General features: G+C 69.2%; 14 protein-coding genes. 10 read left to right on the forward strand and 4 right to left on the reverse strand.

The features are described 5' to 3' along the window. Positions 1-18: 18 nt before the first annotated feature. Complete coding sequence (locus HYG95_RS22815) at positions 19-474, forward strand: DUF350 domain-containing protein (protein WP_067636770.1); 456 nt, start codon at positions 19-21, stop codon at positions 472-474. Here the strand turns inward: HYG95_RS22815 and HYG95_RS22820 are convergent. Further along, the gene (locus HYG95_RS22820; RefSeq protein ID WP_181700900.1) at positions 471-938 is read right to left on the reverse strand and encodes a DUF1707 domain-containing protein; all 468 of its coding nucleotides are present in this window, start codon (positions 936-938) and stop codon (positions 471-473) included. The two genes, HYG95_RS22815 and HYG95_RS22820, sit on opposite strands and share 4 nt — an antisense overlap. Positions 939-1,182: 244 nt before the next feature. Between HYG95_RS22820 and HYG95_RS22825 the strand changes: the two genes are divergently transcribed. Beyond that, entirely contained in the window at positions 1,183-4,965 is a 3,783-nt protein-coding gene (locus tag HYG95_RS22825) for an AAA family ATPase (RefSeq protein WP_181700922.1), read from the forward strand. A gap of 3 nt (positions 4,966-4,968) precedes the next feature. Here the strand turns inward: HYG95_RS22825 and HYG95_RS22830 are convergent, their stop codons facing one another. Then, positions 4,969-5,871, reverse strand: coding sequence for an NmrA/HSCARG family protein (locus HYG95_RS22830; protein ID WP_181700902.1), 903 nt, complete (start codon positions 5,869-5,871; stop codon positions 4,969-4,971). A 123-nt stretch (positions 5,872-5,994) separates the two neighbouring features. On the opposite strand from HYG95_RS22830, the gene HYG95_RS22835 reads away from it, so the two are divergent. Further along, positions 5,995-6,771 carry a TetR/AcrR family transcriptional regulator gene (locus HYG95_RS22835; protein WP_181700904.1) on the forward strand — a complete coding sequence of 259 codons (777 nt, stop codon included), beginning with the start codon at positions 5,995-5,997 and terminating at the stop codon, positions 6,769-6,771. 4 nt (positions 6,772-6,775) lie between these two features. Here the strand turns inward: HYG95_RS22835 and HYG95_RS22840 are convergent, their stop codons facing one another. Beyond that, positions 6,776-7,165 (reverse strand): DUF2237 family protein, encoded by a 390-nt coding sequence (locus HYG95_RS22840; protein WP_019048221.1) that lies wholly within the window; start codon positions 7,163-7,165, stop codon positions 6,776-6,778. Between the two features lie 155 nt (positions 7,166-7,320). Here HYG95_RS22840 and ftsY point away from each other — a divergent pair, with 155 nt between their 5' ends. The 6 genes from ftsY (at position 7,321) to ffh (ending at position 15,460) form a co-directional block, all read left to right on the forward strand. Further along, positions 7,321-8,889, forward strand: a complete 1,569-nt coding sequence (gene ftsY / locus HYG95_RS22845; RefSeq protein ID WP_181700906.1) for a signal recognition particle-docking protein FtsY — start codon at positions 7,321-7,323, stop codon at positions 8,887-8,889. Positions 8,890-9,184: 295 nt separating this feature from the next. Next, a complete protein-coding gene (locus HYG95_RS22850) occupies positions 9,185-10,549 on the forward strand; it encodes an ammonium transporter (protein WP_067493415.1) in 1,365 nt (454 codons plus the stop codon). A gap of 5 nt (positions 10,550-10,554) precedes the next feature. Continuing rightward, entirely contained in the window at positions 10,555-10,893 is a 339-nt protein-coding gene (locus HYG95_RS22855) for a P-II family nitrogen regulator (RefSeq protein WP_067493492.1), read from the forward strand. 92 nt (positions 10,894-10,985) lie between these two features. Then, the gene (locus HYG95_RS22860; RefSeq protein WP_370465891.1) at positions 10,986-13,403 is read left to right on the forward strand and encodes a [protein-PII] uridylyltransferase; all 2,418 of its coding nucleotides are present in this window, start codon (positions 10,986-10,988) and stop codon (positions 13,401-13,403) included. A 133-nt stretch (positions 13,404-13,536) separates the two neighbouring features. Continuing rightward, positions 13,537-13,851: a hypothetical protein gene (locus HYG95_RS22865; protein ID WP_225279181.1), complete on the forward strand. Its 315-nt coding sequence runs from the start codon at positions 13,537-13,539 to the stop codon at positions 13,849-13,851. A gap of 55 nt (positions 13,852-13,906) precedes the next feature. Further along, on the forward strand, positions 13,907-15,460 hold the full coding sequence (ffh, locus tag HYG95_RS22870; RefSeq protein WP_181700910.1) for a signal recognition particle protein: 1,554 nt from the start codon (positions 13,907-13,909) through the stop codon (positions 15,458-15,460). Between the two features lie 176 nt (positions 15,461-15,636). Here ffh and HYG95_RS22875 read toward each other — a convergent pair whose 3' ends face one another. Next, the gene (locus HYG95_RS22875; protein ID WP_181700912.1) at positions 15,637-16,428 is read right to left on the reverse strand and encodes a methyltransferase; all 792 of its coding nucleotides are present in this window, start codon (positions 16,426-16,428) and stop codon (positions 15,637-15,639) included. Positions 16,429-16,528: 100 nt separating this feature from the next. Here HYG95_RS22875 and HYG95_RS22880 point away from each other — a divergent pair. Continuing rightward, positions 16,529-17,024 (forward strand): nuclear transport factor 2 family protein (locus HYG95_RS22880; protein WP_181700914.1); only part of this gene is annotated, 496 nt, incomplete at its 3' end.

The raw sequence follows: 17,024 nt of genomic DNA on the forward strand, positions 1-17,024 counted from the left end.
TGTTTCGAAAGGACCACGATGACCGCCCTCGCCCTGGAATCGGGTTATTGGAGTGCGCTCGGTGAAGGCGTCGGCGCCATCATCCTGTACTGCCTGATCGGCCTGATCCTGATGCTGATCGGCTTCTTCGCCATCGACCTGACCACCCCCGGCAAGTTGCGCGACCTGGTGATCGCGGGCAAGCCCAACGCGATCATCGTCTCGGCAGCGGGCATGATCAGCATGGCGTTCATCGTCGTGTTCGCGGTGCTGGCCACCGATCCGGGCGCCAAACTGACGCAGGGGCTGATCACGGCGGTCGTGTTCGGTCTGGTCGGCATCGTCGCGCAGGTGATCTCGGTGCGCGTGGTCGAGAAGGTCACCGGCATCGACATCGGCCGCACCCTGCACGCCGACACCTACACCCCCGAGGTCCTCGTCGTGGCCGCCGCCCACTTCGCCCTGGGCTTGGTGGTGGCGTTCGCGATCCTCTAGTGCGGGTTGATGTGCTTCATCTGCTTCTGTAGCTGACGCAGGTGGGTGGCCGTGCCCGGCTGGGCCTCCCAGCCGGTGACCACGCGGAACAGCAGGACCGCGCCCCACGGGCCGATCACCCACATCGGCCAGAAGTAGGTGAGTTCGCCTGCGGTCAGCGAGATCAGGCCCCAGATGACCAGCACGATGATGCTCACGCCGAGCCAGCTGCCCGCTTCGATGCGCTGCCACACGGGGATGCGCGGTGCCTGCTTCGGCGGGGTGGTGGGTTGCTTGTCCGGCAGGGCAGGCAGGTCCGAAAGGACGAGGGCGAGGTCGTCGCGGGTGGTGGTCGCGTAGACCTTCGCGACGCGCAGGTCGTACTCGGCCAGATCGAGTCTGCCGTCGGCCAGGTGAGTGCTCAGCTGGGCCACGATCGCATTGCGCTCGGCATCGGACGCGCGCGTGCCGGGGGTGATGTCCATACCGACAACCTCTCGTTCACCAAACACAGTGATCTGCTGGTACCAAGCGTCCACCCTCCACTGTGTAATGTCAACCCTTCGTCCGCCTACCGGCCGGAGGTTCACGGCGCCACGACGGCGATCGGATAGGCTCACGCGAGCACACGGGCGGCAACACAGCCCGGTGCGATGTTCCAACCGCAGGCCGCGTGTCTTGCCCTCTCGCACCTAGGTCTGGCCAGAACTCCCGGAGAGGCGGGTGGCGTTGCATCTGAAGAGCTTGACGCTGAAAGGGTTCAAGTCTTTCGCGTCCGCAACCACGTTGCGCTTCGAACCCGGCATCACCTGTGTCGTCGGGCCCAACGGGTCGGGCAAGTCCAATGTCGTCGACGCGCTCACCTGGGTGATGGGCGAGCAGGGCGCCAAGGCGCTGCGCGGCGGCAAGATGCAGGACGTCATCTTCGCCGGGACCAGCGGACGTGCCGCCCTCGGGCGTGCCGAGGTGACGCTGACGATCGACAACTCCGACGGCGCGCTGCCCATCGACTACGCCGAGGTGTCCATCACCCGCCGCATGTTCCGTGACGGCGCGGGCGAATACGAGATCAACGGCAGCAGTTGCCGCCTGATGGACGTGCAGGAACTGCTGTCGGACTCCGGTATCGGGCGTGAGATGCACGTGATCGTCGGGCAGGGTCAGCTGTCGGCGATTCTCGAGTCGCGGCCAGAGGACCGGCGCGCGTTCGTCGAAGAGGCCGCGGGCGTGCTGAAGCACCGCAGGCGCAAGGAGAAGGCGGTCCGCAAACTCGATGCGATGCAGGCCAATCTCGCCCGCCTGACCGACCTCACCACCGAACTGCGCCGCCAGCTCAAACCGCTCAGCAGGCAGGCCGAGGTGGCCCGTCGCGCCCAGACCGTGCAGGCCGACCTGCGCGATGCCCGGCTGCGCCTGGCCGCCGACGACCTGGTGACGCGGCGCGGCGAACTCGAGTCGCAGCTGAGCAAAGAGGCCTACGCGCGCGAGCAGCAGATCAATGTGCAGTCCGAACTCGACGCCGCCAATGCCGCGCTCGCGCAGCAGGAGTTCCAGTTGTCGCGGCTGAGCCCGAGCGCCGAGGCGGCCGCGCAGACCTGGTTCCAGCTCTCCGCGCTGGCCGAACGCGTCAACGCGACCATCCGCATCGCCGCCGATCGCGCCCGCAACCTGCACACCGAGGCACCCGTGGGCACCGGCCGCGACCCCGAGCAGCTCGAGGCCGAGGCCGACCGGATCGAGGCCGAGGAAGCCGAACTGCGCTACGCCGTGGAAATGGCGGCCGAGACGCTCGAGGCCGCGCGGGAAGCGCTGGCCGATCGCGAACACGCCGCCAAAGCCGCCGAACAGGCGCACCTGGCCGCCGTGCGGGCCATCGCCGACCGCCGCGAAGGGCTGGCCAGGCTGTCGGGCCAGGTGGAGAACCTGCGCACCCGGGCGCAGTCGGTCGACGCCGAGATCGCGCGGCTTTCGGTCGCCATCGCCGACGCGCGGCACCGCGGCGAGGCCGCCCAGGCCGAATACGACACCGTGCAGGACGAACTCGGCGATCTCGACGCGGGGGAGAAGGGGCTCGACGCCCAGCACGAACATGCCGTCGCCGCTTTGGAATTGGCCGACGAGCGGGTGCGTGAACTGCGCGAACAGGACCGCGAGGCGAGCAAACTCGTCGCCCGGCTCGGGGCGCGCATCGAAGCACTCGAGATGAACCTGGCCCGCAAGGACGGCGCCGCCTGGCTGCTCGAACACGGGGTGAGCGGCGTCGGTGACCGGCTGTCGGGGCTGCTGCGCGTGGAAGCGGGATTCGAAGCCGCCCTCGCCGCCTTGCTCGGCCCGCTGGCCGACGCGATCACCGCCGACACCGCCGCGGCCGCCGATGCGGCTGTGCGCGAGCTGCGAGCGGGTGACGGTGGTCGGGTGGCATTCGTCTTCGCCGCCGCGAGTTCGGCCTCGTCCGCTGCTGAGAGCGGCTCGTCGGCGGGCGAGGCTGTGACGCGCGCTCTTGCCGATGCCGGGAGTGGCTTGCGGGGAACGGATCAGCCTGCGAAGCGCGCTCCCGCCGATGCCGGGAGTAGTTCGGTGGGGTCGGGTCGAGGTCGTGCGCTCTCGGCAGACGCTGAGCGTGCGCCGCTGCCCGGAGGGGCCAGGTGGCTCGCTGATGTCGTCGACGGTGCCGCGCAGGTGCGGTCCGCGTTGGCCGCGCTCACCGCAGGTGTTGTCGTCGTCGACGATCTGGCAGCTGCCACGGCGCTGGCCGCTGAGCGACCGGAACTGCGGGTCGTCACCCGTGACGGTGATCTGGCCGGGTCGGGCTGGATCATCGGTGGTTCCGAGCGGATGCCGAGTCAGCTCGAGATCCAGGCCGACATCGACGCCGCCACCGCCGAATTGGCCGCCGCGCAGCGCCGCGCCGAGGAGCTCGAGGCCGCGCTGGCGGGTGCGCTCGCGGAGCAGACCGACCGGAAAGAGGCCGCCGACCACGCGCTGATGGCGCTGCACGAATCCGATCAGGCGCTGCTGGCCATCTACGACCGGCTCGCCCGGGTGGGCCAGACCGCGCGCGCCGCGCAGACCGAGGGCGAACGGCTCACCGCCCAGCGCGCCGAAGCCGAAGCGACCCGGGAGAAATCCCTCGCCTCCCTCGCCGAGCTCGAGGACCGGCTGCGCCACGCCGAAACCGAACACGACGACAGCGACGACAGCTACGGCACCGCTGGAACCGAGACCGCCGGGCGGGCCCGCGAAGAGGCCGCCGCCGCGCTTGCCGAGGCGCGGACCATGGAGGTCGAGGCAAGGCTGGCGGTGCGCACCGCCGAGGAGCGTGCGGAATCGGTTCGGGGCAAAGCGGATTCGTTGCGGCGCGCCGCACGTGCCGAGCGGGAGGCGCGGGCGCGGGCCGAACGAGCGCAGGCCGCGCGCAGGCAGGCGGCCGCCGTCGCGGCCGCGGTGGCCGAGTCCGGTGCCAAGATCGCGAAGGAACTCGAGCAGGTGGTGGCCTCGGCCGCCGCCCGGCGCGACGAATTGGTCCGGCGCCGTGGGGAAGTCGCGTCGGCCGTGGAACAGGTCAAGGAACGGGCCCGCGCCCTCAACACCCAACTGGCCCAGCTCACCGACGCCGTACACCGCGACGAGGTGGCCAAAGCGCAAGCGGCGCTGCGCATCGAACAGCTCGAGACCACCATCTCCGAGCAGTTCGGCATCGCGCTGGCCGATCTGGTCGCCGAATACGGTCCCGATGTGCCGCTGCCGCCGTCGGCGCTGGAGATGCAGGAATACGAGGACGCCAAGGAGCGCGGCGAGCAGGTCACCGCGCCGCAGCCGATGCCCTACGACCGCGCCACCCAGGAGCGCCGCGCCAAACGCGCCGAGAAGGACCTCGCCACCCTCGGCAAGGTCAATCCGCTCGCACTGGAAGAATTCGCGGCGCTCGAGGAACGCTACAACTTCCTGGCCACCCAGCTCGAGGACGTCAAGAACGCCCGCAAGGACCTCCTGGATGTGGTCGCCGAGGTCGACGCCCGCATCCTGCAGGTGTTCACCGAGGCCTACGCCGATGTGGAACGCGAGTTCGTCGGGGTGTTCGCCAAACTGTTCCCCGGCGGCGAGGGCCGACTCGTGCTCACCGACCCGTCGGACATGCTCACCACCGGCATCGAGGTCGAGGCCCGGCCGCCGGGCAAGAAGGTCAAGCGGCTGTCGCTGCTCTCCGGTGGCGAGAAGTCACTGACCGCCGTGGCGCTGCTGGTCGCCATCTTCCGCGCCCGCCCGTCCCCGTTCTATGTGATGGACGAGGTGGAGGCCGCCCTGGACGACACCAACCTGCGCCGCCTCATCGGCCTGTTCGAACAGCTGCGGGAGAAGAGCCAGCTGATCGTCATCACCCACCAGAAGCCGACCATGGAGATCGCCGACGCCCTCTACGGCGTGAGTATGCGCGGCGACGGCATCACCCAGGTGATCTCCCAGCGGCTCACCCGTTCCGCCGCTCCCGTCGAGGCGTCCGCACCGGCCTGACGATCACGCAGGCACGTCCAGTCGGGCGGCGATGCGTTCGGCGCCGCCGCGGGCCAGCCAGTCCGGCAGGCTCGTCAGGCTCGGGTGGAGGGCGCGCAGGGCAGGCAGGTCGGCGTGCCAGCCACCGGTTTCGCGGATGAGCCGCCAGGTGTTGGCGAGCTGGGGGCCGATCGCCTCGGCCTCGGCTTCCGAGACCTCGCGGTAGTGGATCGGGCGGCCGATGGCGACCGAGATGGCGGCGGCCGCTTCGGTGGGGGTGATCGCCTCGCCCGCCAGCTCGAGTTCGCGACCGTGCCAACCGTCCGGGTCCGCGAACGCGAGCGCGGCGAAGGCGGCGATGTCGTCGAGCGCGATCATCTGCAACGGACGGTCGGCCGGGAACAGGTGACGGTGCTCCCCACCTGCCCGGATGCCGTCCACCGGTGAGCCGTGCATCAGATAGTTCTCCATGAACCGCACCGGCCGCAACACGGTGTAGCGCAACCCCGCCGCACGGATCGCGTCCTCGATCCGGCGCTTGCCCTCCTGCCCCCACGACTCGGCCGGGCCCATGGTGGCGATTCCGGAGAACACGATCTGGTCGACTTCGGCAGCGCGAGCCGCCTCGATCATGGCGATACCGCGGCGGGCTTCGTCGCCCGCGGTCCACCCGCTCGGCCCGTAGTCGGCAGGCGGGATGAGGAATACGGCCCGAGTGCCCTTCGCCGCGGCGCGCAGCGAGATGGGGTCGTCGAAGTCGCCGACGACCAGTTCGACACCCACCTCGGCCAGGGCGCGAGCGGCGGGGGAATGCGGGTTACGCACGAGCGCGCGAACCCCGTGGCCGTCGGCGAGCAGCCTGCGGGCGGTGACACCACCCTGCTTGCCGGTCGCGCCGGTGATCAGGACTGGAAGTGCTGACGTCATGGCGGAGGAGCTCCGTTTCGTGATCGATCCTGTGTCTACAATCGGGTCGGTCGACCCGTATTGCGGACGGTACGGGCGCGACGACCGGGTATGCCACGTCCGAAGTGGGGAAGGCGTAACGAAATGACGGTCCCAGACGGCACGGAACCAGCGGTCCGGGCCGACGCACGGCGCAACCGGGCGCTGATCCTGGCGGCCGCCCAGCGTGCCCTGGCCGAACGCGGCACCCGGGTCTCGCTGATGGAGGTGGCTCGCCGCGCCGGTGTCGGCGCCGGCACTGTCCACCGCCATTTCCCCACGAAAACCGCGCTGCTGGAAGCGGTCATGCAGGAGCGGGTCGACGGACTGGCGGCGCTGGCCGCCGAACACCTGACCGATCCGGACCCCGGCGCGGCCTTCTTCGCCCTGTGCACCCACGTGATCGTGACGACGCCGGGCAACAAAGACCTGTGCGACCTGGTGCAATCCGACGACGGCTGGCCTCGCGCGCTGCTTCGTGGCGCGGGCGAGCGTTTCCACCGTGCGGTCGGTGCACTGCTCGTCGCGGCCCAGCGTCAGGGCGCGGTCCGCGCGGAGGTGACCGTCACCGACGTGCTGGACATCTTCACCGGATGTGTTGCGATCCAACGGCATCGGCAGACCGGCGAGCCCGTCGCACCCGCCGTCGCGCTCATCCTCGACGCCCTGCGGACCCCGTCCTCAGCCGTAACGGAACTCGCGAAAACCGACCGTGACGAAACGGCGAGAAGTAGCGAAAGCCCGGCGCCGTGCCCCGTCTGCCGAGCACCGGTCCGCCGGCCGGCGATCGGCAGACCGGCTCGCTACTGTTCCCCGGCCTGCCGCCAGAAAGCCCACCGGCTCCGCAGCTCGTCGACCTCCCCGCGGCTCCGCCGCGCGTGAGCGTCTACAGCAGGTCGCTGACGTCGTCGGGGACGTCGACGGCGTATTTGCGCAGGATGTCCATCGAGATGACCTCGAGGGCATTCTCATGGGTGGCGGCCAGGACCACCGGCGCGGCGACACCGTCCTCATGGGCGTGCAGCCACCGGACCGCAACCACGCACCAGCGGTCGCCCGGCTGCAGGCCGGGAAAGTTGTTCTCCGGGCGCGGGGTGCTGAGGTCGTTGCCGATGGATGCCTGATGTTCCAGGAATTCCGCCGTCACCACGGTGCACACGGTGTGGCTGCCGAGATCCTCCGGACCGGTGCTGCAGCAGCCGTCCCGGTAGAAGCCCGTGAGAGGATCGGTGCCGCACTCTTCCAGCGGCCCCCCAAGCACGTTTCGATCGGTCACTCCGCCGATCCTATGGGTGAAACGCCAGAAGTTCCGCAGGACAACGAATCTGTAGTGTTTCCGCCGATCGGCGAACACCTCCGAAACCCGCGCCCGACCCGCCGGGACGACGCCGCCGACGTGCCGCGACGAGGCAGCCGAATAGACTCGGCCGAGTGAGTTCGCAAGCGTGGATCCTGATCGCCGCGATCGCCGCCGTGCTGCTGGTGGCGCTCGTCGCGGGTTTCGTCCTGTACAAGCGACGCCAGATTTCGCTGGCGCCGCCCGAGCCGGACAAGGAGTTGACGGACCGCTCCGGTGGTTACACGGCCTCCGGCGGATTCAGTTTCACCCAGGGCGGGTCGACGGCTACCGCGCCGCGTCCGGAACCCCTGCCGCGCGTCGAGCGCACCGACACCGAGGGGCAACCGCACGTCGGTGACGACGCCGCCGTCCCCCGCGACGCCCCGCGCCGCAATATCACCGATGTGCCGCTGCCCGAGGGTGACGTGTCGGTCGAGAAGCCGGTGGTCGTCCCGGACGACGCCTCCTCGCTCACGACTCCGGTAGCGCCCACCGAACCCGCGCCGGACACCACACCCACGACGGCCCCGCCCGCCGAGACCGCGCCTACCGACACCGCGCCGACGACCGATGCGCCGACCGAGGTCGCGCCGACCGAGACGCCGAAGACCGCGCCCGAGCCGAAGGCCACCCCGGCCGACACCGCGCCACCTGTCGCTCCTGCTCCGGCACCCGAAGCGCCGAGCACGGCACCCGCCCAGCCCGAGGTCACCACCGAGATCGAGGAGATCGACCCGACAACCGGTCGCCTCGTCCGCCTGCGCGGTCGTCTCGCCCGCTCGCAGAACGCCGTCGGCAAGAGCCTGCTCGGCCTGCTCGGCGGCGGCGACCTCGACGAGGACTCCTGGGAGGAGATCGAGGACACCCTCGTCCTCGCCGACATCGGCACCGCGAGCACCGCCGCCATTGTCAGCCGCCTGCGCGAGGAGATGGCCGCGCGCAGCGTGCGCACCCCCGAACAGGCCCGCGCCGCCCTGCGCGACGTGCTCATCGAGGCGCTGCGCCCCGAACTCGATCGGTCCATCCACGCGTTGCCGCACGGCGACAAACCGGCCATCCTGCTGGTCGTCGGCGTGAACGGCACCGGCAAGACCACCACCACCGGCAAGCTCGCCCGCGTGCTCGTCGCCGACGGCCGCCGGGTCCTGCTCGGCGCGGCCGACACCTTCCGCGCCGCCGCCGCCGACCAGCTGCAGACCTGGGGCGAACGCGTCGGCGCCGAGACCGTGCGCGGCAAGGAAGCCGCCGACCCCGCCGCCGTCGCCTTCGACGCGGTGACCGCGGGCATCGATCGCGGTGTCGACGCGGTCCTCATCGACACCGCGGGTCGCCTGCACACCAAGACCGGCCTGATGGACGAGCTGGGCAAGGTCAAGCGCGTGGTGGAGAAGAAGGCCGAGGTCGACGAGGTGCTGCTGGTCCTCGACGCCACCGTCGGCCAGAACGGCCTGATGCAGGCGCGCGTGTTCGCCGACGTCGTCGACATCACCGGTGTGGTGCTCACCAAACTCGACGGCACCGCCAAGGGCGGCATCGTCTTCCAGGTGCAGCACGAACTCGGTGTGCCGGTGAAGCTCGTCGGCCTGGGCGAGGGCGCCGACCATCTGGCCCCGTTCGAGCCGAGCGCCTTCGTCGACGCCCTGCTCGGCGGCACTTCCTAGCACTACGGCACTGCCCGCCCGGTCACCGCGAACCGGGCGGGCAGTGCTGTGTCCAGGGCAGGTGCGCACCGGCGACCCGCCGCGCGAACGGGCGGCAAACCGCACCTGCGACCCGAGCTCACGGTGAGCTGCCAAGCTGTGGCGAAACTCGCGAAACCTGGTGGCAACACAAGTGGCCGATCCGTTCACGCAGGTGAAACACCACAGCTCAACGGATGAAACACCAAGTCGCGACCCTTCTGTACAGGTCCTTTTTGCCGTCATCGGCGAGGCCCGAGATGAGGAGGAAGACAAGGTGGCATTTCCATTGATCGGTACACCGGATACCGGTGATACCGCTTGGATGCTGGCGTCGGCAGCGCTCGTGCTGTTGATGACGCCGGGTTTGGCGTTCTTCTACGGCGGCATGGTCCGTGGCAAGAACGTGCTGAACATGATCATGATGAGCGTCTCGGCCATGGGACTGGTCACCGTCCTGTGGTGTCTATACGGGTTCTCCATGGCGTTCGGCGAGGACAAGGGCAACCTGGTCGGTGACCCGCTCCAGTACTTCGGTCTGAAGAGCATCTTCGGTGGCACCGCCGCCGATTCCCCGGGCATCCCGCTGTTCACCGCGACCCCGGAGGACCCGACGGCCCCGATCACCTCGGGTATCCCGCTCACCGTCTTCGTGGCTTTCCAGCTCATGTTCGCGATCATCACGGTCGCCCTCATCTCGGGTGCGGTCGCCGACCGCCTGAAGTTCGGTTCGTGGCTCGTCTTTGCCGGAATCTGGGCCACCGTCGTCTACTTCCCCGTCGCGCACTGGGTGTTCGCCTTCGACGGCTACACCGCTGAGGCGGGCGGCTGGATCGCCAACAACCTCAAGGCCATCGACTTCGCCGGTGGCACCGCGGTCCACATCAACGCGGGCGCCGCCGGTCTGGTGCTGTGCCTGATCCTGGGCAAGCGCAAGGGCTGGCCCAAGACCCCGTTCCGTCCGCACAACCTGCCGTTCGTGATGCTCGGCGCCGGTCTGCTGTGGTTCGGCTGGTACGGCTTCAACGCCGGTTCGGCCCTCGGCGCCAACGGCATCGCCGGCGCCACCTTCCTCACCACGACGATCGCCACCGCCGCCGCGATGATGGCGTGGCTGCTCGTGGAGAAGATCCGCGACGGTCACCCCACCTCCCTCGGCGCCGCCTCGGGCATCGTCGCGGGTCTGGTCGCCATCACCCCGGCGTGTTCCTCGGTGAACGTGATCGGTGCCCTGGCCATCGGTGTCGTCTCCGGTGCGCTGTGCGCCCTCGCCGTCGGCCTGAAGTTCCGCTTCGGCTTCGACGACTCGCTCGACGTGGTCGGCGTCCACCTGGTCGGTGGTCTGGTCGGCACCCTGATGGTCGGTCTCGTCGCTACCAGCGAAGCCCCGGCGGGCGTCGCCGGCTTGTTCTACGGTGGTGGGGTCGAGCAGTTGAAGCTGCAGGCTGTCGGTGCCTTCGTGGTTCTGGCCTACTCGCTGGTCGCCACGGCCGTCATCGCGTACGCGATCAAGTTCACGATCGGCCTGCGCGCCAGTGAAGAGTCCGAGGCCGCGGGCCTCGACGAGTCCGAGCACGCGGAAACCGCTTACGATTTCGCTGCTGTGGGTGGCACGGCACGCTCGCTCGTCAAGGAGGCATGACGAACATGAAACTGGTTACGGCAATCGTCAAACCGTTCACGCTCGAAGACGTCAAGACCGGGCTGGAACAGGCAGGCGTGCTCGGCATGACCGTCAGCGAGGTCCAGGGTTACGGCAGGCAGAAGGGCCACACCGAGGTCTACCGCGGTGCGGAGTACTCCGTCGACTTCGTGCCGAAGGTGCGCGTGGAGGTCGTCGTCGACGATGCCTCGGTGGAGAAGGTCGTCGAGGTGATCGTCGAGGCCTCGCGCACCGGCAAGATCGGTGACGGCAAGGTGTGGGTGACCCCGGTGGACACGATCATCCGGGTCCGCACCGGCGAACGCGGTACCGACGCACTGTAATTCGCCGCAGTCGCACGGCGAACGATCGAGCGGCCCCGCTCCTACCGGATTCGGTCGGGGCGGGGCCGCCCGCATGAATGGGTGGTGGGGCAGTGGAACAGCGCAACGGCGGAACACAGAACAACGCGGCAACCGACCTGGTGAAGGCCAGAGCGGCGCTGCTCGAGGGAGCGGGCACCCGCAATCCGCGGCTCGACCCACAAGCTCTGCGGGCCGCGCTGGTCGACCTGTTCGACCTGTGGCTCACCAGCAAGGGCAACGAACTCGGCATCACCCCCGACAGCGGGCTGGCCCTGGTTGCCGTCGGCGGGCTCGGCAGGCGCGAGATGCTGCCCTACTCCGATCTCGATCTCGTACTGCTGCACGACGGGGTCGACCAAGCCGTGGTGGCCGAGGTGGCCGACAAGCTCTGGTATCCCCTCTGGGACGCCCACATCAAACTCGACCACAGCGTGCGCACGGTGCCGCAGGCGCTTCGCGTGGCCGCCGACGACACCATCGCCGCGCTCGGCATGCTCGAGGCCCGCCACATCGTCGGCGACGAGGATCTGAGCAACCTGCTGATCGGCGGGGTGCGCCGGGAATGGCGCACCGGCATCCGTTCCCGCTTCGACGACCTCATCGCCCAGGCGAACACCCGCTGGCAGCGCAGCGGCGAGATCGCCCACCGCGCCGAACCCGATCTGAAGAACGGTCGCGGCGGGCTGCGCGACATCCAGCTGCTCGATGCCCTCGCCATCGCCCAATTGACCGATGCCGTACCAGGTTTGGGGCCCGAGGTACCCGGCGGCGGTCTGAAACAGGCGCACCGACGCCTGCTCGACGTGCGCACCGAACTGCACCGCGTGGCCGGTCGCGCTCGCGACCAGTTACGCGCACAGGACGCCGACGAGATCGGCGCCGCGCTGCGCATCGGCGACCGTTTCGACCTGGCCCGCACCCTCACCGATTCGGCACGCACGGTGAGCTATTCGACCGACGTTGGTCTGCGCACCGCCGCGAACGCACTGCCCCGGCGCGGACTGGCCCGGCTGCGCCGCCTCCCGGTGCGCCGCCCGCTCGACGAGGACGTGGTCGAGCACGCCGGTGAGGTGGTGCTCGCCCGCGACGCCCGCCCGCAACGCGACCCCGGCCTGATCCTGCGCGTCGCCGCCGCCTCGGCCCAGACCGGGCTGCCGATGTCGGCGACCACCCTCAACCGGCTCTCCGAAGACGCCCCCGAGCTACGCGAACCCTGGCCCAAGGACGCACTCGACGACCTGCTCGTGCTGCTCGGCGCGGGGCGCGGCGCGATCGATGCGGTGGAGGCCCTGGACCGAACAGGCTTGTGGGGCAGGCTCTTTCCCGAATGGGGTGCGGTCCGCGACCTGCCCCCGCGCGACGCGCTGCACACCTGGACCGTCGACCGCCACCTCATGGAGACCGTCGCCTACGCCACCGGCCTCAGCACCCGTGTGGCCCGCCCCGATCTGCTGATCCTCGGAGCCCTGCTGCACGACATCGGCAAGGGACGCACCGGTGACCACAGCGTGGTCGGCGCCGAACTGGCCACCCACATCGGGCGCAGGCTCGGCCTGTGGCCCTCGGACGTGCGAACTCTCAGCGCTATCGTGCGCCACCACCTGCTGCTGCCCGACACCGCGACGCGGCGCGACCTCGACGACCCGGCCACCGTCGGCCACGTCGTCGACGCGCTCGGCGGCGACGTGGGTCTGCTCGAATTGCTGCACGCCCTGGCCGAAGCCGACTCGATGGCGACGGGGCCCGGTGTGTGGGGTGATTGGAAGGCTTCGCTGATCGGTGAACTGGTTCGCCGGTGCCGGCTGGTGATGGCGGGAGAGCCGCTGCCGCAACCGGAGCCGATCGACCCCGACCTGGTTGCCAAGGCGGAGGCCGGCGGTGTGCACGTGACGCTCAGCGCGGGAGAAGGCAAACACACCCACGTGGTCACCGTCATCGCGCCCGACGAGCCGGGTCTGCTCGCCGACGCGGCCGGCGTGCTGGCGCTGCATTCACTGCGGGTGCTGTCGGCCTCGCTCGGCGGGGTCGGTGAATCGGCGATCAACACCTTCGTCGTCACCCCGAAGTTCGGCGACCCACCCGACGCGGGTCTGCTCCGCCAGGAACTGATCCGGGCCATCAGCGGTGCGCTGGATCTGCAAGCGGCGCTGGTCAAACGCGAGACCGAGACCGTCGGCCGCTACGCGCGCGCCCAGCCGCGCCTGATCTGGCAGTCCGCACCCGCACCGGGACAGGTGATCCTGGAATTGCGCGCCGAGGACCGGGTCGGGCTGCTCAGCAGGCTCGCGGGCGCGTTCGCCGCGGCGGGCGCGAATGTGCGCTGGGCCAAGGTGGTCACGATGGGCACGGCCGTGGTCGACGCGTTCTGCCTCGAACTCGGTGACGCCGACAGCCCTGCCCTGCGCGAACGGATCGAAAAGGCCGTTCTGGACGTGGTTCCCCGCCCGGCACCGCCGCAGCAGCCCGCCGAGATCGGTTCGGACGCCTGAAACGTTAGGACACGGTTTACTCACCGATTGCTATCGGGTTGCTACGTATTGGTTACTCGCTGCCCGATAAGTCGAAACACGACCTATAGCATTCGAAAGGTCCGGCTGTCACTCGTTCGAGGGGAGCTGATCCGTGGCTATCGAAGTCGTCTCCGCATCGATGATGACCAGCGACGCGACCGCGCACATCGCGCGCTGCGTCGGCGGTGACCTGTGGGTGGTTTCGTGGTTGCCGGGCCGCACCCTCACCGGTGCTCAGGCCCTGGCCGCGATGACCATCGCCTCGACCACCGCCCATCACACCGATTCCGCCGAATCCGAGTGGAACCGGATCGAGGCGCTCTCGCGTGAGCTCGGCCTCACCGGGCGCGAGGCGGTGTACCTGGTCAACATCGAGAACCACGAATTGCGCCGCACCGCGCCACCGCACGTGCGCTCCGGGGAATAACACCCATTACCCTGGGAGGGCAATAGAGGTCCCTTTCAGATCAGGAGCGCGATCGGTGTTCGAATCCCTGTCCGACCGGCTTACCGGTGCACTGCAGGATCTGCGCGGTAAGGGGCGGCTGTCACCGGCCGACATCGACGCCACCGCGCGCGAGATCCGCCTCGCCCTCCTCGAAGCCGACGTGGCGCTGCCCGTGGTGCGCGGGTTCATCGCCAATGTGAAGGAACGCGCCAAGGGCGCGGAGGTCTCCGCGGCGCTCAACCCGGCCCAGCAGGTCGTCAAGATCGTCAACGAGGAACTCGTCGCCATCCTCGGTGGTGAGACCCGGCGCCTCAACCTGGCCAAGAACCCGCCGACGGTCATCATGCTGGCCGGTCTGCAGGGTGCGGGTAAGACCACCCTCGCGGGCAAGCTCGCCAAATGGCTCAAGGGTCAGGGCCATCAGCCGCTGCTCGTGGCCTGTGACCTCCAGCGTCCCGGCGCCGTCACACAGCTGCAGGTCGTCGGTGAGCGCGCGGGCGTGCCCGTGTTCGCCCCGCACGGCGGCACCTCCATCGGCGGTGGCGAGAACCCGCTCGGTATCACCGCCGCCGACCCGGTCGCGGTCGCGGCGGGCGGTATCGAAGAGGCCAAGGCCAAGCAGTACGACGTGGTCATCGTCGACACCGCCGGTCGCCTCGGCATCGACGAAGAACTCATGCGCCAGGCCGCGGGCATCCGCGACGCCGTGAACCCCGACGAGACCCTCTTCGTGCTCGACGCGATGATCGGTCAGGACGCGGTGAGCACCGCCGAGGCCTTCCGCGACGGTGTCGGCTTCACCGGCGTCGTGCTCACCAAGCTCGACGGTGACGCCCGCGGTGGTGCCGCGCTGTCGGTGCGCAATGTCACCGGCGCGCCCATCATGTTCGCCTCCACCGGTGAGAAGCTCGAGGACTTCGACGTCTTCCACCCCGATCGGATGGCCTCGCGCATTCTCGGCATGGGTGACGTGCTCACCCTCATCGAGCAGGCCGAACAGGTCTACGACGCCAAGCAGGCCGAGGAGACCGCCCGCAAGATCGGCAGCGGTGAGCTCACCCTCGAGGACTTCCTCGACCAGATGCTCGCCATCCGCAAGATGGGCCCGATCGGCAACCTGCTCGGCATGCTGCCCGGTGCGGGTCAGATGAAGGACGCGCTCGCGGCCGTCGACGACAAGCAGCTCGACCGCGTGCAGGCCATCATCCGCGGTATGACCCCCGCCGAGCGCGACAACCCGAAGATCATCAACGCCTCCCGCCGCCTGCGCATCGCCAACGGCTCCGGCGTGCAGGTCTCCGAGGTCAACCAGCTCGTCGACCGGTTCTTCGAGGCCAAGAAGATGATGGCCATGATGGGCCGTCAGATGGGTCTGCCCGGCGCGCGCCGCGGCAACAACAAGAAGGGCAAGAAGGGCAAGAAGGGCGGGCGTGGTCCCACGCCGCCGAAGATGCGCGGCGGGTTCCCCGGTATGCCCGCCGGTATGCCGCCGGGGATGGATCTGTCGCAGATGCCGCCCGGTCTCGACCAGCTGCCGCCCGGTCTCGAGGGCATCGATCTCTCGCAGCTGAAGTTCCCGAAGAACTGAGCTGTGTTTTTGGAGCGCTGGCGCGCTCGAGTCGGCGGCCCCTGCGGTTTCGACGATCAGGCACCGTGGCTTGCTCCTTCGTCGCCTACGCCACGGCGCCTGATCGTCGGGACGGCCGCCGACCGCCGCTTCGCGGCGTCCCCTCCTCGGGGTCGGGGAGGGCGGGGCCGGTTTGGTCAGAGCAGCTTGGGGATCAGGGCTTTTCGGTTCGCTGGGTAGTCGGCGAATTTCTCGCGGTACCAGCGGTGCGTCGCGAAGGCGCGTGGCACCAGGTTGCCCGCGGTGATCAGGAAGATCACCACGCCCGCCAACGACCAGGTGAGCAGTGCGAACCCGGCCCACGCGATCAGTTCACCGAGGTAGGCCGGGCTGCTGACGAAGCGGAAACCGCCGCCGTGCGGGACGCGGTACTCGGCGGCGCCCGGGTCGTTCTTGTCCCGCAGATTCCGCACGATCGACTCCGAGCGCACCAGCAGGGCGAAGCCGCCCAGGTACACGACCAGCCCGATCAGGAAACGCGGGTCGGTGAGCCAGGCGGTGCCGTACTGATTTTTGTAGTCGTTGCTGAAGAACGCGCCGTTGAGGTAGCCGTGCAGCGCCGTCACGAAAACGCCCGCTCCGACCACCGACACATTGAAGGTGCTCTTCTTGCCCGGCACCTGCCGGATCGACAGCGGGAAGAACCAGCCGCGATTGCCGTAGTGCAGTACCCAGATGGCGGCCAGCACCAGCGGGACGGGCTCGAAGCGGTCGGGTCCGCTCAGATAGAACACCGCGAACACCACGGTCGCGGGCAACTCCATCAGCCACCAGCCCAGCTTCGGGTTCAGGTTGAAGCCCACCGCGTTGGAGGCGAAGCGGCCGTACGGGCTCTGCGCGAACAGCCCGCCGACGATGACGAACGCGGCGAAGCCGAACGCGATGGTCAACACCGTGTCGTAGGTCGTGTTCCCGGTGTACCAGTCCATCGAGATCCTCTGTCCAGGCGTGCGGCACGATCGCCGACGCAAAACTAGAACACGTTCTATCATGGATCGCGCAGGGGGAACGCGACAATGGAGGACGCAGATGCCGCTCGACCGGACCGCTGAAGACCTGCTGGCGGCGGTGCTGGCATCCCCGCGCGCCGTGGCGGCCCACGACAAGACCGCCTGGGTCGGGCTGTTCGCCGAGCAGGCGGCGGTGCACGACCCCTACGGCTCGCGTGCGCACATCGGGCCCGAGGCGATCTCGCGCTTCTACAACGTCTTCATCGCGCCCAACACCATCGCCTTTCGGGTCGAGCGCGACATCGTCGCCGGACACACGGTGGTACGTGACCTGCACATCGAGACGACCATGTCGACGGGTGCGACCGTTGTCGTGCCGATGCATCTGCGCTACGACCTTGTCGCGACGGATGGTGGGTGGCGGATCATCCGGCTTGCCGCGCACTGGGAGTTGGGGGTGATGGTCGGAAGGTTGTTGCGTACCGGGCTGGCAGGTGTGCTCGCGGGGGTGAAACTCGGGCCGCAGCTGGTCGGGGAGCTTGGTATGGGTGGGGCGATGGGGATGATGCGGGCGT

The organism is Nocardia sp. GTS18 (assembly GCF_013839555.1).
GTDB classification, from domain to species: domain Bacteria; phylum Actinomycetota; class Actinomycetes; order Mycobacteriales; family Mycobacteriaceae; genus Nocardia; species Nocardia rosealba.

Bases quoted from the DNA above. Each gene is read 5' to 3' on its own strand.
- HYG95_RS22815 (WP_067636770.1), top strand. From the start codon at position 19: ATGACCGCCCTCGCCCTGGAATCGGGTTATTGGAGTGCGCTCGGTGAA.
- HYG95_RS22830 (WP_181700902.1), bottom strand. From the start codon at position 5,871: ATGACGTCAGCACTTCCAGTCCTGATCACCGGCGCGACCGGCAAGCAG.
- HYG95_RS22855 (WP_067493492.1), top strand. From the start codon at position 10,555: ATGAAACTGGTTACGGCAATCGTCAAACCGTTCACGCTCGAAGACGTC.
- HYG95_RS22820 (WP_181700900.1), bottom strand. From the start codon at position 938: ATGGACATCACCCCCGGCACGCGCGCGTCCGATGCCGAGCGCAATGCG.
- HYG95_RS22835 (WP_181700904.1), top strand. From the start codon at position 5,995: ATGACGGTCCCAGACGGCACGGAACCAGCGGTCCGGGCCGACGCACGG.
- HYG95_RS22875 (WP_181700912.1), bottom strand. From the start codon at position 16,428: ATGGACTGGTACACCGGGAACACGACCTACGACACGGTGTTGACCATC.